Annotated in this window: 23 protein-coding genes; 12 read left to right on the top strand and 11 right to left on the bottom strand. The window is 71.8% G+C overall.

The genetic code is table 11. The features are described 5' to 3' along the window. The 8 genes from HW577_RS07000 to HW577_RS06965 all read right to left on the bottom strand — a co-directional run. The coding region (locus tag HW577_RS07000) for an SDR family NAD(P)-dependent oxidoreductase (protein ID WP_269769515.1) at positions 1 to 167 on the bottom strand (167 nt) is incomplete at its 3' end. Between the two features lie 69 nt (positions 168 to 236). Continuing rightward, entirely contained in the window at positions 237 to 2,210 is a 1,974-nt protein-coding gene (locus HW577_RS06995; RefSeq protein ID WP_198375418.1) for a methyl-accepting chemotaxis protein, read from the bottom strand. 161 nt (positions 2,211 to 2,371) lie between these two features. Next, positions 2,372 to 2,695 carry a hypothetical protein gene (locus HW577_RS06990; RefSeq protein WP_198375417.1) on the bottom strand — a complete coding sequence of 108 codons (324 nt, stop codon included), beginning with the start codon at positions 2,693 to 2,695 and terminating at the stop codon, positions 2,372 to 2,374. Then, positions 2,688 to 3,743, bottom strand: a complete 1,056-nt coding sequence (hemB, locus tag HW577_RS06985; RefSeq protein WP_198375416.1) for a porphobilinogen synthase — start codon at positions 3,741 to 3,743, stop codon at positions 2,688 to 2,690. The genes HW577_RS06990 and hemB overlap by 8 nt, the downstream gene beginning before the upstream one ends. Further along, positions 3,740 to 5,065 carry an O-acetylhomoserine aminocarboxypropyltransferase/cysteine synthase family protein gene (locus HW577_RS06980; protein WP_198375415.1) on the bottom strand — a complete coding sequence of 442 codons (1,326 nt, stop codon included), beginning with the start codon at positions 5,063 to 5,065 and terminating at the stop codon, positions 3,740 to 3,742. The genes hemB and HW577_RS06980 overlap by 4 nt, the downstream gene beginning before the upstream one ends. Before the next feature lie 146 nt (positions 5,066 to 5,211). Further along, positions 5,212 to 7,473 carry a glycosyltransferase gene (locus HW577_RS06975; protein WP_198375414.1) on the bottom strand — a complete coding sequence of 754 codons (2,262 nt, stop codon included), beginning with the start codon at positions 7,471 to 7,473 and terminating at the stop codon, positions 5,212 to 5,214. Beyond that, positions 7,463 to 8,416, bottom strand: coding sequence for a glycosyltransferase family 2 protein (locus HW577_RS06970; RefSeq protein WP_198375413.1), 954 nt, complete (start codon positions 8,414 to 8,416; stop codon positions 7,463 to 7,465). The genes HW577_RS06975 and HW577_RS06970 overlap by 11 nt, the downstream gene beginning before the upstream one ends. A 2-nt stretch (positions 8,417 to 8,418) precedes the next feature. Further along, positions 8,419 to 8,973, bottom strand: a complete 555-nt coding sequence (locus HW577_RS06965; protein ID WP_198375412.1) for a hypothetical protein — start codon at positions 8,971 to 8,973, stop codon at positions 8,419 to 8,421. A gap of 186 nt (positions 8,974 to 9,159) precedes the next feature. On the opposite strand from HW577_RS06965, the gene HW577_RS06960 reads away from it, so the two are divergent. Next, the gene (locus HW577_RS06960; protein ID WP_198375411.1) at positions 9,160 to 10,014 is read left to right on the top strand and encodes a DUF6473 family protein; all 855 of its coding nucleotides are present in this window, start codon (positions 9,160 to 9,162) and stop codon (positions 10,012 to 10,014) included. A gap of 9 nt (positions 10,015 to 10,023) precedes the next feature. Here the strand turns inward: HW577_RS06960 and HW577_RS06955 are convergent, their stop codons facing one another. The 3 genes from HW577_RS06955 to HW577_RS06945 are packed head-to-tail and all read right to left on the bottom strand — an operon-like array spanning position 10,024 to position 12,682. After that, a complete protein-coding gene (locus HW577_RS06955; protein ID WP_198375410.1) occupies positions 10,024 to 11,310 on the bottom strand; it encodes a glycosyltransferase family 61 protein in 1,287 nt (428 codons plus the stop codon). Beyond that, a complete protein-coding gene (locus HW577_RS06950) occupies positions 11,307 to 11,945 on the bottom strand; it encodes a hypothetical protein (protein ID WP_198375409.1) in 639 nt (212 codons plus the stop codon). The genes HW577_RS06955 and HW577_RS06950 overlap by 4 nt, the downstream gene beginning before the upstream one ends. Further along, positions 11,945 to 12,682 carry a Stf0 family sulfotransferase gene (locus tag HW577_RS06945; RefSeq protein ID WP_198375408.1) on the bottom strand — a complete coding sequence of 246 codons (738 nt, stop codon included), beginning with the start codon at positions 12,680 to 12,682 and terminating at the stop codon, positions 11,945 to 11,947. Before HW577_RS06945 ends, HW577_RS06950 begins: the two co-directional genes overlap by 1 nt. Positions 12,683 to 12,796: 114 nt before the next feature. On the opposite strand from HW577_RS06945, the gene rpiB reads away from it, so the two are divergent. The 11 genes from rpiB to HW577_RS06890 are packed head-to-tail and all read left to right on the top strand — an operon-like array spanning position 12,797 to position 21,790. Continuing rightward, positions 12,797 to 13,252: a ribose 5-phosphate isomerase B gene (rpiB, locus tag HW577_RS06940; protein ID WP_198375407.1), complete on the top strand. Its 456-nt coding sequence runs from the start codon at positions 12,797 to 12,799 to the stop codon at positions 13,250 to 13,252. Next, the gene (glyA, locus tag HW577_RS06935; protein ID WP_198375406.1) at positions 13,249 to 14,589 is read left to right on the top strand and encodes a serine hydroxymethyltransferase; all 1,341 of its coding nucleotides are present in this window, start codon (positions 13,249 to 13,251) and stop codon (positions 14,587 to 14,589) included. The genes rpiB and glyA overlap by 4 nt, the downstream gene beginning before the upstream one ends. 13 nt (positions 14,590 to 14,602) lie before the next feature. Continuing rightward, the gene (gene nrdR / locus HW577_RS06930; protein WP_198375405.1) at positions 14,603 to 15,058 is read left to right on the top strand and encodes a transcriptional regulator NrdR; all 456 of its coding nucleotides are present in this window, start codon (positions 14,603 to 14,605) and stop codon (positions 15,056 to 15,058) included. A 9-nt stretch (positions 15,059 to 15,067) separates the two neighbouring features. After that, the gene (locus HW577_RS06925) at positions 15,068 to 15,736 is read left to right on the top strand and encodes a zinc metallopeptidase (RefSeq protein WP_198375404.1); all 669 of its coding nucleotides are present in this window, start codon (positions 15,068 to 15,070) and stop codon (positions 15,734 to 15,736) included. Between the two features lie 48 nt (positions 15,737 to 15,784). Beyond that, positions 15,785 to 16,891, top strand: coding sequence for a bifunctional diaminohydroxyphosphoribosylaminopyrimidine deaminase/5-amino-6-(5-phosphoribosylamino)uracil reductase RibD (ribD, locus tag HW577_RS06920; RefSeq protein WP_198375403.1), 1,107 nt, complete (start codon positions 15,785 to 15,787; stop codon positions 16,889 to 16,891). Then, positions 16,891 to 17,502 (top strand): riboflavin synthase, encoded by a 612-nt coding sequence (locus tag HW577_RS06915; protein WP_198375402.1) that lies wholly within the window; start codon positions 16,891 to 16,893, stop codon positions 17,500 to 17,502. Before ribD ends, HW577_RS06915 begins: the two co-directional genes overlap by 1 nt. After that, a complete protein-coding gene (ribB, locus tag HW577_RS06910; protein WP_198375401.1) occupies positions 17,499 to 18,638 on the top strand; it encodes a 3,4-dihydroxy-2-butanone-4-phosphate synthase in 1,140 nt (379 codons plus the stop codon). Before HW577_RS06915 ends, ribB begins: the two co-directional genes overlap by 4 nt. After that, positions 18,635 to 19,120 carry a 6,7-dimethyl-8-ribityllumazine synthase gene (gene ribH, locus HW577_RS06905; RefSeq protein WP_198375400.1) on the top strand — a complete coding sequence of 162 codons (486 nt, stop codon included), beginning with the start codon at positions 18,635 to 18,637 and terminating at the stop codon, positions 19,118 to 19,120. The genes ribB and ribH overlap by 4 nt, the downstream gene beginning before the upstream one ends. Then, complete coding sequence (gene nusB / locus HW577_RS06900) at positions 19,117 to 19,617, top strand: transcription antitermination factor NusB (RefSeq protein ID WP_198375399.1); 501 nt, start codon at positions 19,117 to 19,119, stop codon at positions 19,615 to 19,617. The genes ribH and nusB overlap by 4 nt, the downstream gene beginning before the upstream one ends. Further along, the gene (gene thiL / locus HW577_RS06895) at positions 19,614 to 20,582 is read left to right on the top strand and encodes a thiamine-phosphate kinase (protein ID WP_198375398.1); all 969 of its coding nucleotides are present in this window, start codon (positions 19,614 to 19,616) and stop codon (positions 20,580 to 20,582) included. Before nusB ends, thiL begins: the two co-directional genes overlap by 4 nt. Positions 20,583 to 20,605: 23 nt before the next feature. Then, positions 20,606 to 21,790: an MFS transporter gene (locus HW577_RS06890; RefSeq protein WP_232474737.1), complete on the top strand. Its 1,185-nt coding sequence runs from the start codon at positions 20,606 to 20,608 to the stop codon at positions 21,788 to 21,790. Positions 21,791 to 21,849: the final 59 nt, after the last annotated feature.

Genomic DNA, 21,849 nt, shown 5'->3' with positions numbered 1-21,849 from the left:
CCGCGCAGGGCTTCCGCGCGTGCCCTGGCGCCCGCCCCGTCCCTGTCGAGCAGCGCGACCGCGGCCCCGGCGCCGGCCAGTTCGGTGGCGATGGCGCCGCCGATGCCGCCGGCCGCGCCGGTGACGATGGCGACGCGGCCGGTGAGCCCAAGCCAGTCCAGCTTCATGGCGTTTCCTCCCGCCGCCCATTCACGCGCGGCGGAAGTCACGACGCAAGCGCGGCCGGCCGTGTCGCCTCAGGCCGCCCGGGCCGGGTTGCGCGCCTCGGCCAGATAGGCGAGGCCGACGCGATCGTCCGCGACGTGCCGCACCTCGACCTGCCGCGCCTCCTGCCCCGCCACGCGGAGCGTGCCACGCTGGCCGCCGCGCAGCGTTGCGGCTGCCTCGGTTCGCACGCCGACGCCGCCTGCGCTGGCGTCGATCACGTCGACCGCGAGCGTGGTCGCGCCGATGCTGAGCGAGGCGGAACCCTGGGTCGGCCGGCGTGGCTCGGTGCGACGATCCACCTCGGGCACCGCCGTGCGGACGATGCTGACGACCTGGTGCGTCAACGCCTCCGCATCGGCGGCCAGGCGCGCCGTCTCCGCCTCGGTCCGCGCAGCCCGTCCGCCGGCGTCGCGCGCGTCGGCGCTGACATGCGTGATGTTCTGCGCGGCTTCGCGCGTGGCGCGCGCCGCCTCGCCGATGCTGCGGGCGATCTCGCGCGTCGCGCTGTCCTGGCGGTCCACGCCGTCGGCGAGATTGGCCGCGAGCCGGTCGATCCGTGCGACCGCCTGGGCGATCCGGCGCACGGTCTCGACCGCGGCATCGGTCCGGGTGATGACCGATTCGATGTGCTGGCGGATCTCCTCCGTCGCCTTGGCGGTCTGGCTGGCAAGTTCCTTCACCTCGCCGGCCACGACGGCGAAGCCCTTGCCGGCATCGCCCGCGCGCGCCGCCTCGATCGTCGCGTTCAGCGCCAACAGGTTCGTCTTGCCGGCGATTTCGCTGATCAGGCGCGTGACGTCCCCGATCTGGCCGACGGCGGAGGAGAGGGCGACGATCGCCGTCTCCGTCTCGGCGCTGTCGGCCGCCGTCTCGCGGCTCACGGTCGCGGCTTCGCGCACCTCGGCGGTGATGGCGCGGATCGCATCGGTCAGCTGCTCCGCGGCGGCCGCGACGCTCTCGGTCATCTCGAGCGACGTGCCGGAGGAGGCGCCGGCGGCACCCGCGTTGCGGTCGGCCCGGCCCGCGGCCGCGGCCATGGCCGAGGCGTCCTCGGCCAGGGTGCGCGCCTTGTCGGCGATCCTCTGCATGGCGCCGAGCGTCTCGTTCTCCACCCTGTCGGCCATGGTGCGCAGCGCGGCGACCTGTGCCTCATGCGCCGCCGCGCGCTCGGCTTCCTGCGTCGCGCGCAGGCGCACCGCCTCGAGGCTGCCGCTGCGCAGCACGCCCACGGCTTCCGCCATGCGGCCCACCTCGTCGCGGCGCCCCGAACCCGGGATGTCGCCCTCGAGGTCGCCATCGGCCATCCGCCGCATCGTGCCTGCCAGCGCACGCAGCGGCTTGATGGAGGACGTGGCCCAGAAGGCGATGCCGCCGCCGAGCAGCAGCCCCGCCGCGAGCAGGCCGGCGATCAGCGCCTGGAAGCCTTCCGCCACGGCGCGCGTGCGCGCGGCCACGATGCGGTTCTTCTCCTCCTGCAGGTCGATGAACTGGTTGATGCGCGCAAGCCATTCGACGAAGGCCGGCCGCGCCTGCTCCATCAGCATCGCATGGGCGCGATCGCGGTCGCCTGCCTGCCGGGCGGCGATGACGGCACGCAGGATGGGCATCGTCCGTGCCTCGGTCTCCTTGATCGAGGCGAGGATGCGCGTCTCATCGGCCGTCACCTCCCGCCCTTCGCCCATCATCCGGTCGAGGCGCACGGCGCTGTCGGCGTAGAAGGCGGCGAGGCGGTCGATTTCGCGCAGCTCATTCCGCAGGGCTTCTTCCGAGCCCAGCAGCACGACGTCGCGCAGGCTGATGGCGCGGTCATGGACGCTGCCGCGGAAGTTGATCGCGAAGCGCTGCTTCACGCTGTTGACGTCGTTGACGATCGCCAGGCTGTGGCTGATGTCGTTCACGCGCTGCACGGCAATGGCGGCGAGAACGACCATCAACCCGAGCACGGCCGCGAAGCCGAGGATGAGACGACGGCCCATCCCGCCGGAACGGAGCAGTTGGAGCATCGGAAATCCCGTTGAGTTCAGGCGCTCCCCAGCGAGCGCGGCCGGATACTCGCGGCAGCGCGTCAACGTCACATTAATGATTACGTCGTAGATATGAATTATGTCGTCGTGATTTGTCGCAGACGTTGGGCCGGCGGCCCGATCGGCCGCGATCCGCCTCGTCAGCGCGGTCCGCGCATCAGTCCAAGGCGTCGCCGCAGCTTCTGCCAGGTCGACAGTGTCCCGGCCGGGGGCGCGGGAAGGGGCGGCAGCCGCTTCGCCGCGGCGGCCGGCATCAGCGCCACGCGCTTCTCCCTCAAGGTGGCCAGCCGGCGCCACGCGCGGGCCTGTTCATCGCTGGCCTCGGCCATGCGGCGATAGGCCAGCAGCGCCTCCACCTCGGCGCGGTGCAGGCGCAGCGCGGCAACCGCCGGATCCTCGGCACGGTCGGAGGCGCCGTGCCACGGGCGTCGCAGTGCCTCGTCCGGCAGCGGCGTGTCAGCCACGACGCAGGACCTCCGCCGCCTCCACCGCGAAATAGGTGAGCACGCCGTTCGCGCCGGCGCGCTTGAAGCCCATCAGGCTTTCCAGCATCGCGCGCTCATGCTCGATCCAGCCATTCTGCACCGCGGCCATGATCATCGCGTACTCGCCCGACACCTGGTAGGCGAAGGTAGGCACGGCGAAGCGGTCCTTTACCCGGCGGACGATATCCAGGTAAGGCATGCCCGGCTTGACCATGACCATGTCGGCACCCTCGGCGAGGTCGAGCGCGACCTCGCGCAGCGCCTCATCCGAATTGGCCGGGTCCATCTGGTAGGTCTTCTTGTCCCCACGCAGCGCCTTGCCCGAGCCCAGTGCGTCACGGAACGGGCCATAGAAGGCGCTCGCGTACTTCGCGGCATAGGACATTATGCGCGTGTCGATGAAGCCCTGCGCGTCGAGTGCCGCGCGGATCGCGCCGATGCGCCCGTCCATCATGTCCGACGGCGCGATGACGTCGATCCCCGCCTCCGCCTGGTTCACCGACTGGCGCACCAGGATCGACACGGAATCGTCGTTGTGGACGTAGTCGCCCGTGCGCGTTTCCCGGATCACGCCGTCATGCCCGTGGTCGGTGTAGGGGTCGAGCGCGACGTCGCCGACGAGGCCCACCTCGGGGAAGTGCTTCTTCAATTCGCGCGCCGCGCGGCAGATCAGGTTGTTGGGATTCAGCGCCTCGGTGCCTTCCGCGTCCTTCGCCTCGGGCGGCGTCGCGGGGAAGATGGCGATCGCCGGCACGCCAAGCCGCGCGGCCCTCTCAACATGCTTCGCGACGAGGTCGACGGTCACGCGCACCTGGCCCGGCATGGAGGCGACGGGGCGTTCCTCCTTCGTGCCCTCGATGACGAAGATCGGCCAGATCAGGTCATCGGTGGAAAGGCTGTTCTCGGCGACGAGCCGCCGCGTCCAGGCGTCGCGGCGGTTGCGCCGCGGCCGCAGCGTGGGATAGGCGCCCAGAACCTCCGGCGCCTCGACGGGGAAGGGCGCGCCCTGGCGACGATCGGCGTTCATTCCGCGGCAGCCTTCATGGCAGGGCCGGTCGCGGCGTCCAGCGCCTGGTCGAGATCGGCGATGATGTCGTCCACATGCTCGATACCGATCGACAGGCGCACATAGCCCGGCGTGACGCCCGACGCCGCCTGCTCGGCCTCGGTCAGCTGGCTGTGCGTCGTCGTCGCCGGATGGATGGCGAGGCTGCGGGCGTCGCCGATATTGGCCACGTGGTAGAACATCTTCAGCGCCTCGATGAACTTCTGCCCGGCGTCCTTGCCGCCCTTGAGCTCGATGCCCATTAGGCTGCCGTAGCCGCCCTTCAGGTACGCATCCGCGCGGCGCTTCCATTCGCCTTCCATCAGGGAGGGATGGATCACCTTGGCGACCGCCGGGTGCTGCGCGAGGTGGGCGGCGACCTTCAGCGCGTTGGCGCAGTGGCGCTCGATGCGCAGAGGCAGCGTCTCGAGCCCCTGCAGGAACAGGAAGGCGTTCATCGGCGCCATGGGCGCGCCGATGTCGCGCAGCAGGCAGGTGCGCATGCGGATGATGTAGGCGATGGGCCCGAGCGGCTTGACCGCCTGCGTCCAGACCGCGCCGTGATAGGACGGGTCGGGCTTGTTGAGCGTGGGGAAGCGGTCCCCATGCGCTTCCCAGTCGAAGTTGCCGCCATCGACAACGAGGCCGCCGATGCTGGTGCCATGACCGCCGATCCACTTGGTGGTGGAGTGCATCACGACCGCCGCGCCGTGCTGGAGCGGGCGGCAGATCACGGGCGCGGCCGTGTTGTCCATGATCAGCGGCACGCCGAGCTTGCGGCCCAGCGCCGCGACCTCGCCGATCGGGAAGACGTGCAGCTTCGGGTTGGGCAGCGTCTCCGCGTACCAGCAGCGGGTGCGGGCATCGGTCGCGCGGGCGAAGTTCTCCGGGTCGGCCGGGTCGACGAAGCGGACCTCGATGCCGAACTGCTTCAGCGTGTTGGCGAACAGGTTCCAGGTTCCGCCGTACAGGTCGGTGCTGCTGACGATGTTGTCCCCGGCCTCGCAGAGATTCATCACGCAGAAGGTCGTCGCCGCCTGGCCCGAGCCGACCGCGAGGCCCGCCACGCCCCCTTCGAGCGCCGCGACGCGCTTTTCCAGCACATCGACGGTCGGGTTCATGATGCGCGTGTAGATGTTGCCCAGCTCCGCCAGCGCAAACAGCCGCGCGGCATGGCCCGTGTCCTGGAACTGGAAGGAGGTCGTCTGGTGGATCGGGACGGCGACCGAGCCGGTGGTCGGGTCCGCGCGCCAGCCGGCATGCAGCGCGATGGTCTCGGGGTTGGTGAAAGTCGGTGCGGACATCGGCGCGCTCCCGTGTTCTGCGTTTTCCTGCGCTTCAAGTGCCACGGGATGGGGCGGGGCGGAAGGGAAATGCATGCGATTGCGCCGCCGGACCCGGGCGCGCCACACGTTTTCGCCGGGGGGCGGCAGCGGAGCATCGGTTTTCCTCAGCCTGCGGCGAGATCACCGATTTCGCGCCACAGCCGCGCCCATCCCGCATCCTGGCCGAGTTCACGCGCGACGGCCGGATCGGGCGCGGATCGTGGGCCCGCCCGGCCGAGCGCCGCGAGATGCAGCGCGGCTGCCGCGAAGCCCCTCGCCCGGGCGCAGGCTGCGCCGGGTTGTTCCACGGTGGGCGGCGCGGCCGGATCCCCGTAGGACAGGTAGGGCACGCCCGCGCGCAGCGCTGCCTCCCGCGCCGCGCAGCCGCCCGGCCTGCCATGTTCGACAACGCAGGCCGGCGCTCCATCGGCCCAGGTTTCGGGCCGGAAGAAGGTGGCCAGCGGGGCGTCGGAGATGGCGTCCGCCCGCATCGCGAGCGCGCCGTGGCGAGGCCAGTCCGGCACCGGTCCGCCGGCATGGAACAGCCGCACCTCCCGCCCCTCGGTCGCGGTCAGGAAGGCGAGCAGCGGCAGCAGGGCAGGGGCATCCGCCCGGGCCGCGAGCAGCGCGACCGGGCCACGCCGGCGCGACCGCAGCGCAGCGAGCAGGTGGCTCTCCTCGCCGCGCCAGAGGAGCGGCACGGCGATCTGTTCCGCCCCCGTCGCCGCTGCGATCACGGCCGCCGTGCGGGACGGCGCGCCGCTGAGGAGCAGGAAGCGCGGAAAGGCGGCGGCGAGGCGGCCTGCGTCGTCGGCATGGCCCGCAAGGGCCAGCGCGTCGAGATGCGCGATGCCGATGCGTGTCCCGATGTCCGTCGCCGCCGGCAGCGCGGGGGCATGGGCGAACCAGGCCATAAGGTGCGGCGCGGCGAGCAGCGCCGCGATCGTCTGAGCGCGCGGCGTCGCCTCCGCCGCCAGCAGGGCGGGGTGGCCGGCGGCGACGGTCAGCGCCTCCGGCTCGACCAGGATGCGGCCGCGGCCGGCGAGCATCCCGAGCGCCTCCGCCTCCGCCTCCTCGGGCCGGCCGGTCAGGTGGATCGCGACCGCGGCGCGGAAGCCGGCGTAGCGCGTGGCGTCCAGCAGGTGGTCGAAGAAGAGGCTGTCGCGGTGCAGCTGGTCGAAGCGGAGGAAGAACACGACCGAGGGCGGCAGCGCCCGTGCCCGCTCCGCCGCGTCGGCGAGCGTCGCGGCGATCGTGGCCTCGGCCGCCGCGACGGAGCGGGCGGAGGCGGCAGCAAGCACCCCGAGAAGGCCCGGGTCGCGCGCGATGCGGTGCATCGCACGCAGCATCGCCTCGAAATCCTCGCATGCGTGCACGTCGTGGGTCGGCACATAGCCTTCGAAGGCATGGGCATGGCTGATCAGCGGCTTGCCGCGGGCCAGCGCCTCCCCGACCTTGATCTTGAGGCCTGTCGAGAAGGCGAGCGGCGCGAGCACGGCGTCGACCTGGTCGTAGAGCTCGTCCATCCGCTCCACGCGGCCGAGCTGGCGCAGCCAGGGCTGGCGGAGATCCGAGATCAGGTCGCAGACCGATCCGGCGATCACGATCTCGACCGGCAGCAGCGTGCGCGCGAGGTAGCGCTCGGCCGCCTCCACGAAGCGGCGGATGTTGGTGGCGTTGATGTTGTTGCGCCCGCCCACGATGCCGAAGCGCAGCACGCCGTCCTGGGCGGGAACGGGGGAGGGCGGCTCCGGCGGCTCCATGTGCGGCAGCGTCGCGACGGGGCGGCGCGTGATGGTGCGGAAGAACGCTTCCTCCTGCGGCTTGATCGCCCAGACCAGGTCGGCGCGATCGAGGGCGCGGGCTTCCTCTCCCTCCGTCGTGTGGAAGTATTCCGGAGCGAGGCCGTTGGCCGCGAGCAGGTCCCGCCGGCCGGAGAAGCGGTCATGCGTGTCGAGGATCCGGAGCACGCCGCGCGGCGCGTGCTCGAGCGCCCTGGACAGCCAAGTGTAGTTCACCAGCAGCGCGTCGTAGCGGCCGAGCCTGAAGAGCCAGTCGAGCATCTGCCCGATCGCCGGGTCCCACCATTCGTCGATGCGGTGATCGTCGCCATCCGACGGGCGCGCGTGCAGCGGGCGGGTGACGGGGCAGTGGAAGACCTCCTCCCATTGCTGCGCCATCTCGGCCATTGCGGTGCGCGGCAGGCGCGTGCGCCATTCCTCGTCCGACGGGTAGTGCAGCAGTGCGACATGCGCGCCCGCGCGCTGCAGCGCGCGGTTCACCTGCACGATGCGGTTCCGGTTGCCGAAGGTGACCGGCCAGGTCGGCACCGGCGAGAGGACGAGGACACGCAGCCCCGCCCAGGCGCCGGCCGCCTCAGGCGTCATCGCGTTCATCGAGCCCCGCGAGCAGCGCGGTGACGGCGTTGTAGAGTGCGGAGACCTGCCAGCGGAAATCCCCGGGATCCTGCTGTTCCAGCGCGAGGCCCCGCAGCGTCCGGTCGGCCGGGTTGCGGCTGAGCAGGTAGCGCTTCGCCGCCGCCCAGGCCTCGTCGCGCCGCTCGAGGCGTCCCTTGGGATCGCGAAGATAGTCCGAGACCGCTTGCCAGGCGGCGCGGCGACGGAACCAGGCCTGGGTCAGGCGTTCGGGGTCGACCCAGTGCTCGACCGCGGCGCCGGGCGCATAGGCGACGAGCCCGCCCTGCGCGCGCAGCCGGTCCGTCACCGCGGTTTCCTCGGCCGAGAGCAGGCTCGCGCCGCCGCCGTTGCGGCCCAGGGAGGTGTCGAAGCCGCCCGCCGCCTGGAGTGCCGCGACGCGGAAGGCGATGTTGGCGCCGGCGACCCATTCGCCCTCCCGCAGCAGGCGGCGCTCCTCGCCGAGATCGACGACGGTGAGGTCGCCGAGCATGGAATCCGGCAGCCAGTCCGGCCGCGGCGCGCCCCACCAGGGGCGGATGCGGCCGCCCACGACCTGGACCTCCTCGTCCATCGCGTCGAAGCAGTCGGCGATGGCGGCGAGCCAGCCGCGCTCGGCGCGCGCATCGTCGTCCAGGAAGGCGATGAGCGGCGCGGCGGCCAGGCTCGCCGCGACGTTGCGCGCGTTGGACAGGCCCGGGCGCGCCTCGTGCCGCCAGACAAGATTCGGGTGCGCGCCGAAGGCCTCGGCTTCCTGCGCCGACCGCTCCGCATCCGGCGAATTGTCGATGACGATGACCTCGAAAGCATCGCCGGGCAGCGTCTGGTCGAGCGCGGAGCGGATCGCGCCGGGCAGCAGGTCGTAGCGCTGGTAGGTGCAGATGGCCGCGGTGATGCGGCGTGAGGGCGGAGGCATGGTCAGGCGGGGTCGAGCCGCAGGGCCTGGAACGCCACGCCAAGCGTGCGCCGGTCGGACATTCCCTGGTCGGCCGGGCAATGCAGGTGCGGAACGCGCACGACGAGGATGGTCGGGCCGGCGCCGGGCCGTGGAGGGATCGGGTCCGAGTGGAACACCTTGCTGGTGCCGTCTCGGTGCAGGGGGAGGCTCGCGCCGTCCGCCTCGATCGTCATGTCCCGCGCATTGGCGGGCGTGCCGAGGTGGAACAGTCGGAGCGTGGCGACGAGCGGCACGGTGCGGTCGAGCCAGGCCTCGAAGCGAAGCTCGCCTTCGGCGCCGGTCCAGCGGAAGGCGCCTTCCGGGCCCCATTCCAGCTGGTGGAAGCCATCCTGGGCGGGCAGGAGCTGGTCGGCGCCGATCTCGTAGGTGGCAGGGAGGGCGGCGGGCGTCTCCTCCTGCAGGGGGGGCGGGAAGGCGGCGTCGCGGAGCTGGAGGATGCGCTCGATCGTGTCGAGTCGGGCGCGGAGCACCTCGAGTTCGGCGCGGAGGGGGGCGAGGTCGGAATCGTTCGGCATGGTCATGTCCATCGCGGCCGGGGCGCCCCGCTGCGCGCATCCTGCGCGTCGCGGCGGGGCATGGCAGGCCGTTCATTCCGCTTATGGACGAAAACCGCACCGCCCGGCTAGCGTGCCGCGTGCGCAACGGAACGGGTGCCGCCCGGATGTGCCGGCCACGGCCAACCGCCATTCCAGGGGAGAAAGATGGGGGGGCTCTACTACCAGTCCGAGGCGTCGCACATCGTCGATTACGGGCTCTGGCGCCTCGAAGGGTCGGCCGAATACTTCCGCGGGCCGGCCATGGTGCTCTCCCCCGGGCGATACGTCTCCTATGTCGGGGCGGCGCAGACCTTCGGCACCTTCTGCCGTCATCCCTTCCCGGACCTGGTCACCGAGCGGGTGGGCGGGGCCGCGGCGAATCTGGGCATCGGCGGCGCCGGTCCCGACCGGTTCCTGCGGGATGCGCGGCTGCTCGAGGTGATCAACGGCGGACGCGTTGCGGTGGTGCAGGTCATGTCGGGGCGCTCGACGCCGAACCGGCTCTACGAAAATCTCGACGGCACCTCCTCGCTCCGGCTCAGGGCCGATCCGAAGGGGCCCTGGCGCTGGGCGGAAGGGGTGTGGGAGGAGATTTTCCGGACGCTGCCCCATGCCGAGATCGAGGGGCTTCTCGCGGATTCGCGGGCGAACTGGCTGGCCTCGATGACGCAGCTGCTCTCCACGATCACGGTGCCGAAGATCCTGCTCTGGATCTCGACCCGCACGCCGAGCCACGCCTTCACCATGGAAAGCTGGCAGCATGCGCTCGGACCCTTCCCGCACCTGGTCGACGAGACGCTGATGGCGGGCATCCGCCCGCTCGCCGACCGCTATGTGGAGGTGGTGACGCGCCGCGGCCTGCCGCAGCGCCTGCACGACCGCTTCACCGGCGAATGGACGGCGGTCAACCGGCTGGATCACCAGGGGGTGCGCACCAACAACGGCTACCCGTCGCCGGAGGCGCATGTCGATGTGGCGGAGGCGCTCACGCCCGTGCTGCGGGAGTTGCTCTCGGCATAGCCTTGCCGGTCACCGTGGCGGCAGGCGTTGCAGGAGCCGCCGCACGCGGGCGATGTCGATGGACCAGGCATCGGCGCCCGGCGCGTTCTCGAACACCAGCGCGCCATAGGGCAGGCCCATCAGCGCCGCGAGACGGCGGAAGCTCTCGTTCACCATCGGGGATTGCTCGGGCCGGTGCAGCGGGCGCAACTCGATCAGGTCCGCATCCGGGGGCGCGAAGGCGGCGTTGACCAGGCCCGCCCCATGCGGCCCGAGGATGCAGGCGGCATCGGCGAAGGTCTCGACCTGGCCCCGAAGGTCGAGCGTCGCCGGGTCGACGATCTCGAAGCCGAAGCCGGCGACGAGGTCGATCAGCGCTGCCTCGTTGGTCATGCGCCGCGCCGCCGCGGCGATACGCGAGACATAGAGCCGGCGTGAGCCGCGCCGCTGCTCGGCGGGTGTCCACCAGATGGCGCGGGGCGGTTCCGCGGCATCGGGGCAAGCCAGGCGGCGGCGGAGCCAGTGCGCCGCATCCAGGAACGGCCGGTCGAAGCGGGCGTAGCGGACGAGTCCGGTGGCAAGCACCACCCGGTCGGCCAGCACGAAGCGCGTCCCTGCGACCACGCCCCGCCGGCCGGCGAGCGCCAGCATCTCCGGCGCGAAGCGCTTCGGGCGCCAGGTCGTGCCGCCATGCAGGAAGGCGACATCCCCGCGCCGGTCGAGGCGCGCGAGCATGTGCAGCGCGCTCAGCGTTTCCGTGAGGATGTGGAAGTAGTTGTTGGAGAAGTAGCAGTTCAGCGGGGCGAGGATGCCGGGAGAGGCTCCCGTCACGTCCACGGCGTGGATCGCCTCCCCCTCGGCCGCGTCGATGTCGAGCCAGGCCGGCAGGCCCGCCGCCACGTCGAAGCCGCCGTCCGGCGGGCGCACGCCTTCGCGAAGCGGGCGGAAGAGCCCGTCCTCGCCACGCACCAGGACCGATCCGCGCGCGCCGTCGACGAGGCAGGGGCGATGCAGCAGGACGATGCCGGCCTCGGTCCAGCCATGCCCCTGGGCGTTCATCAGTTCCCGCTCGAAGGCCGGGCGCCCGGGCTCCGCGCCATCGACCAGCCGCGACAGGCGGAGCGCTGCGAAGCCGGCGTCACTCACCGGGAGGAAGCCCGCGGCCGGGGCGGGATTCGCGGCGAACCACGCGGCGATGTCGAAGGACAGGCCGTCCCCGGCCACGCTCCGCATGCCGATCTCGTCGAGCCCGACAGGGCGGCCGGACAGTCGCGCCTCGGCCTGCGGCCCTGCGAGCCGCGCCGCCGTGCCGGTCATCTTGGATCCGCGAGATGCGCCGCGAGCGTCTCGAGCATCGCGGCGCGCCGTACCGGCCTCGCCATGCGCAGGACCACCATCGTCGCCGCTTCCTCGAGGATCGAGAAATGCGCGAGCGCGGCCTCGTAATGCGGCCGGTCCGGTGAGCGGTCGTGCAGCATGAGGATCGCGTCCTCGGCCCGTCCGGCGAAGTCCAGCATGAGCGCGCTGTAGAGCAGGCAGGCGACGCGGAAGCGCCCATCGACGAGGATCGTGTCGGGCGCGGCCCCCCAGCCGCGCCAGGGCTCCCAGCCCGCCGTGACGTAGCCCGCCCATCGCGCGGACGCGGATCTGTCGGCGGGAAAGCCCCAGTCGCGCAGCGGCCCGATATCCGCGTGGCGCAGCACGAGGCTGCCATCCGCGATCCGCGGCGCGACGGCCGGTTCCGCCCGGATGCGGTCGACCCAGGCAGGGTCGCTGTCCACCGCGACGAGGCGGCCTGCGCCCCTTGCCAGGGCCCGCAGCGTGGAGCCGCCGAGGCCGTATTCGAGGTAGTGCCCCGCGCCGCGCACCGCGAAGCGGTCGAACAGCGCGAGTTCCGCGGTGCGGAAATGCGGGCGGGGCGGCGGCGCCGGTCCGTCGGGCGCGCGCTCCATCACCCGACGAGCCTCAGCCCCTTGTATTCGGCGGGCAAGGGCGGTTCCGCGATCTCCCGCAGGAGGTCGTCCTTGAGCCTCTCGCTGAAGCTCCGGCTGCGCGCGGTGCCTTGTTCGCGCAGCGAGGCGCGGCAGGGGATGTCGTCGGTCGGAAGCCCGAGGTCCTGCGCGATCGCCTCGATGTGATGACGCGGGTCGCGCACGAAATCCTCGAAGAAGATCTCACGATGCGCGATGCCGAGGCTCGCGAGGAGCCCGAGCCACATCGTCTCCTGCTCGACCAGGCGGCGCAGATGGGCGCGCAGGGTCGCAAGGTCGTAGGGAAGGGACTCAGGGTCGCGCCGCGGCGTGTCCGTATGGACCCATTGGCCGGTCTCGGCCGCGAAATAGTAGGAGACGGCCTGCCGCGCCTTGTCGCGACGGCGGAGCAGGATGCAGCGGGACCCGTGCATGAGTTCGACGAAGCGCGGGAACCTGAAATAGCTCGCGAGGTCCTCGTAGAGCACCTTTGTGCCGAACACGCCGTTCGGGGTGCTGTGCTGGCCGCGCAGCCAGGCGATGTAGTCGCCGCAGGGCAGCGGCTCCTCGAAGGCGAATCGGCGGCCGAAGGCGCCCCGGCGGATGATGTCGGGGTTGAAGTGCTCGGTCGGGCGGCCGAGCACGCCGGTATGGGCAAGGTAGTCGCACAGCAGGTTGCTGCCTGAGCGCGCCGTCGTGCAGATCATGTAGGAGGTCACGGGGCGGCGGCCCCGCTATCGTTCCGGGGACAGGCAACGCGGGCAGGGTGCTTGAAGTCTCTCCCCGATCCGCACACAAACCCGCGGATCTCATCCACGGAAGTGACTGGCGACATGCCGTTCAGCCTCGTACTCGCTTGCGACCACGCAGGGCTCCCGCTGAAGCAGGCGCTCAGGACCGCGCTCGAAGCCGAGGGTCATGACGTCCTGGACCTCGGCACCCACGATGCGCAATCGGTCGATTATCCCGACTTCGCCTACCGCGTCTGTGTCGAAGTCGCAACAAATCCCACACAATTGGGTGTTCTGGTCTGCGGCACCGGCATCGGCATGGCCATCGCCGCCAACCGCCACCCGGCAATCCGCGCTGCGGTGCTGCACGATTCGACCGAGGCGCGCCTCACGCGCGCTCACAACAATGCGAACGTGGCCTGCTTCGGCGCCCGCACGATCGGCGTCGAAACGGCGCTCGACGCCATCCGCACCTTCCTCGCCACCCCCTATGAGGGCGGCAGGCACGACCGGCGCCTTGCCAAGCTGAACCCGCCCGGCGCACAACCGCCCGCATGATCCGCCCCGCCCCCGCACCTCTCCGCGCGCCTGACGGACCCTCCGCCGGCGTCGCGCCCGCCGCCTCCTTCTTCACCGCCTCCCTCGCCGAGGCGGACCCGGACCTCGCCGCCGCGGTGGCGCAGGAACTGGAACGCCAGCAGGACGGCATCGAGCTGATCGCGAGCGAGAACATCGTCTCCCGCGCCGTGCTCGAGGCCCAGGGCAGCGTGCTGACGAACAAGTACGCCGAGGGCTATCCCGGCCGCCGCTACTATGGCGGCTGCGAGGCCGTGGACATCGCCGAGCGCCTCGCCATCGAGCGCGCGACGAAGCTGTTCGGCTGCGGCTTCGCCAATGTGCAGCCCCATTCGGGCGCGCAGGCGAACCAGGCTGTTTTCCTGGCCTTGCTACAGCCGGGCGACACCTTCATGGGCCTCGATCTCGCCGCGGGTGGGCACCTGACGCACGGCTCGCCCGCCAACCAGTCCGGCAAGTGGTTCAAGCCCGTGCCTTACACGGTGCGGCGGGAGGACCAGCGGATCGACATGGCGGAGGTCCGCCGTATCGCCCTCGAATCGAAGCCGAAGCTGATCATCGCCGGCGGGTCCGCCTATGCCCGCGCCTGGGACTTCGCCGGCTTCCGCGCCATCGCGGACGAGGTCGGCGCCTGGTTCATGGTGGACATGGCGCATTTCGCCGGGCTGGTCGCCGGCGGCGCGCATGCCTCGCCCTTCCCGCATGCGCATGTGGTGACCACCACCACGCACAAGACGCTGCGCGGCCCGCGCGGGGGCATGATCCTCACGAATGACGAGGCGCTCGCGAAGAAGTTCAACAGCGCCGTGTTCCCCGGCCTGCAGGGCGGGCCGCTGATGCATGTGATCGCCGCGAAGGCCGTGGCGTTCGGGGAGGCGCTGCGCCCCGAATTCCGCGCCTATGCCGCGCAGATCGTCGCCAACGCAAAGGCGCTGGCCGAGGAACTGAAGGCACAGGGTCTCGATCTCGTGACCGGCGGCACCGACAACCACCTGCTGCTGGTCGACCTTCGGCCCAAGAAGCTGAACGGCAAGATCGCGGAAGCCGCACTCAACCGCGCGCACCTGACCTGCAACAAGAACGCCATCCCCTTCGATCCCGAAAAGCCGATGGTCACCTCCGGCGTCCGGCTCGGCACGCCGGCGGGCACCACTCGTGGCTTCGGCACCGAGGAATTCCGGACCGTCGGCCGCCTGATCGGGGAAGTGCTGGACGGTGCGGCCGCGTCGAACGCCGATGGCGTGAACACCGCGGTGGAGACGGCGGTGAAGGCCAAGGTGCTGGAACTCTGCCGCCGCTTCCCCGTCTACCCGGGCTGAGGCTCACCACCCGATGAAGTGCCCCTTCTGCGGCGCCGAGGACACGCAGGTGAAGGACAGCCGCCCGGCCGAGGACGGGGCAGCGATCCGTCGCCGGCGTGCCTGTGCGTCGTGCGGGGCGCGCTTCACCACCTTCGAGCGGACGCAGCTGCGCGAGATCACGGTCCTCAAGACCGATGGCCGCCGCGTGCCCTTCGATCGCGAGAAGCTCGCCCGGTCGATCCGTGTGGCCCTTCGCAAGCGCCCGGTGGATGAGGACCGGATCGAGCGGCTGGTGAACTCCATCCAGCGCCGGCTGGAGACGGAAGGCGAGACCGAGATCCCGTCCCGCAAGATCGGCGAGATCGTGATGGAAAGCCTCAAAGCGCTGGATCAGGTGGCCTATGTCCGCTTCGCCAGCGTCTACCGGAATTTCGGCGAGGCGAAGGACTTCCAGGCCTTCCTGGGCGAGCTCGGGGGCAAGGAGTAGCCGTCGCCTATGGTCCCGGCGGCGGTCCTGCTGCTGCTCGCCCTGGTCTTCGGCCCCATGGCCTATGTCCGCTGGGTCATGGCGCGGCACGGCGCCGACCGGCCCGACCTGCCCGGCACTGGTGGCGAACTGGCCCGCCACCTTCTGGACGAGGCCGGGCTGCACCACGTGGCGGTCGAGCCGACCGACCAGGGCGACCATTACGACCCCTCCGCGCCGGCGGTTCGGCTTTCCCCGGAACATCTCGATGGGCGCTCCGTCACGGCGGTCGCGGTCGCGGCGCATGAGGTCGCGCACGCGGTCCAGCATCGCGACGGGGCCCGCCTGTTCGCGCTGCGCCTGGCGCTGATGCGCGTCGTGGTCCCGCTGCGCGCGGTCGCCATCGCGCTGATGACGGTGCTGCCCTTCGGCGGGGCCATGGCCGGGGCGGGGCATCTCGTGCTGCCCTCCATCCTGCTGGCCGTCGCCGTGTTCGGCCTCTCGATCCTCGTCCAGATGGTCACCCTGCCGCTGGAGTTCGATGCCTCTTTCGCCCGGGCACTGCCGGCGATCGACCGGGGCGGGTATCTCGCCGGCACGGATGTCGGGGCCGCGCGCTCCGTGCTGAGGGCGGCGGCGTTGACCTACCTGGCCTCGGCCATGCTCTCGGTGCTGCAACTGGCGCGTGTCGTGCGGTAGCGGCGCTTGCCGCCACCCGGCGGGTGCGGGACAAGCGCACCGCGCCCCATGTCCGAAGACCTCCACCATATGCGCGCCGCCCTGGCGCTCGCCCGCCGCGGCCTCGGCAATGCCTGGCCCAACCCCGCGGTGGGCTGCGTGCTGGTGCGCCACGGCCAGGTGGTCGGCCGCGGCTGGACCCAGCCCGGCGGCCGCCCGCATGCCGAAACCGAGGCGATCCGCCGCGCGGGGTCCAAGGCGCGCGGCGCGACCGCCTACGTCACCCTCGAACCGTGCTCCCACCACGGCCGCACGCCGCCCTGCTGCGACGCGCTGGAAGCCGCCGGCATCGCCCGCGTGGTCGTGGCGATGCGGGACCCGGACCCGCGGGTGAACGGGCGGGGGCTCGACCGGCTCCGCGCCGCCGCCATCCCGGTCGAGGAAGGGCTCTGCGAGGCCGAGGCCCGCGCGCTCAACGCCGGCTTCTTCCGCCGCATCGAGGCCGGGCTGCCCATCGTCACGCTGAAGCTCGCCACCACGCTCGACGGCCGCATCGCGACGGCCAGTGGCGAAAGCCGCTGGATCACCGGGCCCGAGGCGCGGCGCGCGGTGCATGCGATGCGTGCGCGGCACGATGCGGTGCTGGTCGGCTCAGGCACCGTTATCGCGGATGATCCGGACCTGACCTGCCGCATCCCGGGCATCGAGCGCGTGCCCATGCTGCGCGTGGTGGCGGATGCGCGGTTGCGCACGCCGCCCGCCGCGCGGCTCGTAGCGACCGCCGGAACGGCGCCGTCCTGCATCGTCACGGCGCCGGGCCATCCGCCGGCGGCTCTCGCGCCCTTCATCGCCGCCGGCGTCGCGGTGCTGACCGTGCCGGGGACGGAAGGGGGCGGGCTCGATCTCCGCACGCTGCTTGCGGCCCTGGCGCGGCGCGGCGTTACGCGCGTGCTGGCCGAGGGCGGCGCGGGCCTTGCCGCCGGGCTGCTCCGCGCAGGGCTGGTGGACCGCCTGGCCTGGTTCCATGCCCCGGGCGTGATGGGCGCGGAAGGCCTTCCGGCCGCCGAGGGCTTGCGCCTCGAAGCACTTGCCGCCATGCCCCGCTTCCGCCGGGTTGCCGTCAGGCCCCTTGGCGCCGATGTGCTCACCGAATTCGAACGGCTGGAGGCCCCCTGATGTTCACCGGGATCGTGACCGCCCTCGGCACGGTGCGGGAGGTGCAGCCGATCGGTGGCGGGCATGACCTGCGCCTTGTCATCGGCACCGCGCCGGGTTTTCTCGCCGGGCCGACGCCGGCGGTGATCGGCGCCTCCATCGCCTGCTCGGGCGTCTGCCTCACGGTCGTGCACCTGGCCGCGGATGCCTTCTCGGTCGATTGCTCGGCCGAGACGGTGGCGAAGACCACGCTCGGCACATGGAAGGCCGGGGTGCGCGTGAACCTGGAACGGGCGCTGCGCGTCGGCGACGAGCTGGGCGGGCACCTGGTCGCCGGCCATGTCGACGGGGTGGGGGAGGTGGTCTCGGCCACGCCCGAGAACGCCTCGGTCCGCTGGCGCTTCCGCGTCCCCGCGTCGATCGCTCCCTACATCGCGCCGAAGGGCTCGGTCGCGATCGACGGCGTGTCCCTGACGGTGAACGAGGTTGACGGGGAAGTGTTCGGGGTCAACATCATCCCCCATACCGCCTCGGTCACCACCTTCGGCACGCTGCAGCCCGGCGACCGCGTGAACATCGAGGCCGACATGATGGCGCGCTACGTCGCGCGGCTCCGGGAGTATGCGCGATGAGCGCCAGCACGGCAGGCGGGCCGGTCCGCACGGAATTCCACGACGTCATCGCGCCGACCGAGGAATTGCTCGAGGAAGCGCGCCGCGGTCGCATGTTCATCCTGGTGGATGACGAGGACCGGGAGAACGAGGGCGACCTCGTCATCCCCGCCCAGTTCGCGACGCCGGACGCGATCAACTTCATGGCCAAGCACGCACGCGGGCTGATCTGCCTTGCCATGACGCAGCAGCGCGTCGAGCAGCTGGGCCTGCCGCTGATGGCGCAGTCGAACGGCACTCGGCACCAGACCGCCTTCACGGTCTCGATCGAGGCGAAGGACGGCGTGACGACCGGCATTTCCGCCGCCGACCGCGCGCGCACCGTCACCGTCGCGATCAACCCCGAACTGGGGCGGGAGCACATCGTCACGCCGGGCCATGTCTTCCCTCTGGTCGCGCGGGAAGGCGGCACGCTGGTCCGCGCCGGGCACACGGAAGCGGCGGTCGATTTCGCGCGCCTTGCCGGGCTGAACCCGGCCGGCGTGATCTGCGAGATCATGAACGACGACGGGACCATGGCGCGCATGCCGGACCTTGTCGCCTTCGCGCAGCATCACGGCCTCAAGCTCGGCACCATCGCCGACCTGATCGCCCATCGCCGGCGGACGGAACGCTTGGTCCGCCGCGTCGAGGACAGCGTTCTGCCGCAGGCGATCGGCGGCGACTGGCGCGCCGTGGTCTACGCCAGCACCGTCTCCCCGGGGGAGCATCTGGCGCTGGTCAAGGGCGACATCTCGGGGGAGGACCCCGTGCTGGTCCGCATGCACGCCGCATCCCTGCTGAACGACCTGGTCGCCGGCCGCACGCTTGGCGAGCTCCACGGCGCGATGCGCGTCATCGCGCAGGAAGGTCGCGGCGTCGTCGTGCTGCTGCGGGATTGGCGGACGGACGGGCTGTCGGACCAGATTCGCCGCGGCCGCGGCCGCGCGGTCCCGCCCGAACTCCGCGATTACGGCATCGGCGCGCAGATCCTCGCCGACCTGGGCGTGACGCGCATGGTGCGGCTTTCCAACCACCCGCGGCCGATCGTCGGCCTCGAGGGCTACGGGATCGAGGATGTCGAGACCCGGCCCATATCCACGGACATCGCCACTTGAGCACCCTCGATTCCCCCGAGCGCGGCGCCGCCCTTCTCGCCGGCCCCGCGCCGCGCATCCTCGCCATCGTCGCCCCCTACTATCGGGAGGTGGTGGACGGCATGCTCGCCGGCGCGCGGCGCGTCTTCGCCGACGTGAACGCCGCGGTCGAGGTCGCCGAGGTCGCGGGCGGCTACGAACTGCCGGCGGCGCTTGCCATGGCGCTGGCATCGCCGCGCCGCTGGGACGGTTTGCTGCTGCTCGGCTGCGTCGTGCGCGGGGAGACCGACCACTACACCTTCATCTGCGACGCGATCTGCCACGGCGTGATGGACCTCTCGACCCGCCACGCGGCGGCGATCGGCTTCGGGCTGTTGACGGTTGACAGCCTTGATCAGGCGCTGGCGCGTTCGCGCGACGACCGCATGAACAAGGGGGCGGAAGCCGCCCATGCGGTGATCGGCCAGGTCGCCCTCGCGCGGCGCTGGGGCCTCGCGGGATGAAGGACCGGCCCAAGCCGACCGGACGGCCGCGCACCGGTGCGCGCGTCGCCGCCGTGCAGGCGCTGTTCCAGTCGGAACATACCGGCGAGAGCGCCGAGACGGTCGCGCAGCAATTCATCCGCCATCGCATCGGCGCGGGCGAGGCGGCCGACCAGGATGCCTTCGAGGATGGCCGGGTTCCGCTCGCCAACATCCCGTTGTTCGAGGCGATCCTCCGCGCCGCCGCGACGCAGGGGGAGGCGGCCGATGCGGAGATCCGCGCGCATCTCTCGAAGGATTGGACGCTGGAGCGCCTGGACCCGGTGCTGCGCGCCGTGCTGCGCGCAGCGGCCGCAGAACTGCTCGCCGGCGCCGAGCCGCCGGCGCGCGTCGTGATCAACGAGTATCTCGACATCGTCCGCGGCTTCCTCGACGAGGAGACGAGCCGCTTCGCCAATGGCGTGCTCGATGCCATGGCCCATGCGCTGCGCCCGGCGGAGTTCGGGCGCGCGCGGTGAGCCTGCCGCCCGAATTCGCGCTGATCGCGCGCCATTTCCGTCCGCTCGCCGGGCCAGGCGCACTCGACCTCGCGGACGACGCCGCGGTTCTCGAGATCCCCGCCGGCCGGCGGCTGGTGATCGCGGCCGATGCGATGGTGGAAGGCGTGCACTACCTGCCGGGCGATCCGCCCGGGACGGTCGGGCGCAAGCTGCTGCGGGTGAACCTCTCGGATCTCGCGGCCATGGGCGCGGTGCCGCTGGGCTACCTCATGACAACCAGCCTGGCGCGCGGGACGCCCGATGGCTGGCTCGCGGACTTCGTCGCCGGGCTTGCCGAGGACCAGCGCCTCTTCGGCCTCACGCTGCTCGGTGGCGACACCACGGCGACGCCGGGGCCGACCTCCCTCTCGCTGACCATCCTCGGCACGGTCGAACCCGGGAAGGTCGTCACGCGGGCGGGCGCACGGCCGGGCGACGACCTCTGGGTCTCGGGCACCATCGGCGACGGCGCCCTCGGCCTGAAGGTGCTTCAGGGCGCGCTGCCCGCCGATGCGGCGGGACACCTCGCGCGGCGCTACCGGCTGCCGGAACCGCGGCTTGCGCTTGGCCAGGCGCTGGCAGGGCTGGTGCGGGCGGGGATGGATGTGTCGGACGGGCTCGTCCAGGACCTCGGCCATCTCTGTCGCGCGGGCGGCTGCGGGGCGGTGCTCGATGCCGGGGCGGTGCCGCTGTCGGACGCGGCGCGCACGCTGCTGGCCGCCGATGCCGGGCTGCTGCCGCTGCTGCTGACGGGCGGGGACGACTACGAGCTGCTGCTCGCCGCCGATCCGGCCGACCGGGCGGAGGTGATGGCCCGGGCCGCCGCCAGCGGCATGGCTGTCGCGCGCATCGGCCGTTTCATTGCCGGGCCGGCGGAGGTTAGCGTGCTGGCTCCGGACGGCACGCCACTCGCGCTGCCGCGGGGGGGATGGAGCCACTTCTGACCATGTCGGCAAGCGAAGCGCGCATGAAGCGCAATGTCTGGCTGCTGTTCTTCTGCCAGGCGCTGATGGGCGCGAGCATGATCGGCCAGGTCGCGATGAGCGCGCTGATCGGCCATTCGCTGGCCGAGGACAAGTCGCTCGCGACCCTGCCCATGGCGCTGCAGATGCTGGCGACCATGGCGGCCTCCATCCCGGCGGGCATCATCTTCGCCCGGCTCGGCCGGAAGACGGGCTTCGTCGTCGGCGCGCTTGCCGCGCTGGCGGGCTCCCTGATCTTCGCGGCGGGCGTCTGGAAGGGCGACTTCCTGATCTACTGCCTGGGCGCCATCCCGGGCGGCATCGGCTTCGGCATCTCGCAGCACTACCGGTTCGCGGCGGCCGAGGTCGCTTCCCCCGACTACCGCCCGCGCGCCATCGCGCTGGTGATGGCGGGCGGGATCGTCTCGGCGGTGATCGGGCCGGAACTCGTGAAGCACACGCAGGACATGATCCTGCCCTTCCTGTTCCTCGGCACGTACCTGCTGCTCGCGCTGCTGCCGCCGATCTGCATCCTGCTTCTGGCGATCGTCGATCTGCCGCCGGCGCCGCCGCGCCCGGCGGTGGCGACGCCGCTGCTGGAAATCATGCGCCGCCCGGCCTTCATCTCAGCTGCCGTGGCGGGGATGGTGGCCTACGGCACGATGAACCTGGTGATGACCTCGACGCCGCTCGAGATGATGCTCTGCGGCTTCGGCGTGGGCGCGAGCGCGACCGTCATCCAGATGCATGCGGTCGCGATGTTCGCGCCGGGCTTCTTCACCGGCCGGCTCATCGCGCGGTTCGGGCTGCTGCCGGTGATCGTCGCGGGGGCTGTGCTGACGGGGGGCTGCGCGGTCGTCGCCGTCCTGGGCCGGGATTTCGTGCACTTCGCCGTCGCGCTGATCCTGCTCGGCATCGGCTGGAACTTCATGTTCGTGGGCGCGACGCAGCTGTTGTCGACGGCGCATGCGCCGGAGGAACGGGTCCGTGCGCAGGCGGCGAACGATGTGCTGGTCTTCGGCACCGTCGCCTGTACCGCCTTCGCGTCAGGCGCGGTGCATGCGAGCGCAGGCTGGGCGCTGCTGAACCTGACGCTGATCCCGGCGCTCGCGATCGCCCTGCTCGCCGTGCTCCGCCGAGGCCGGCCGCGCGCCGCGAACCCCGCGGCCGCGGGTGCCGCTGGGGACTGAACCGCACCCCGGGCCGCCGGCGGCGGTCCGCCTCAGGGGCGGCGCGCGATGCTTCCCGG

The sequence above is a fragment of the Neoroseomonas rubea genome (genome assembly GCF_016106015.1).
Classification (GTDB): Bacteria; Pseudomonadota; Alphaproteobacteria; order Acetobacterales; family Acetobacteraceae; genus Neoroseomonas; species Neoroseomonas rubea.
The sequence above is the reverse complement of the archived record's forward strand: the minus strand, read 5'-3'. Positions and strand labels throughout refer to the sequence as shown.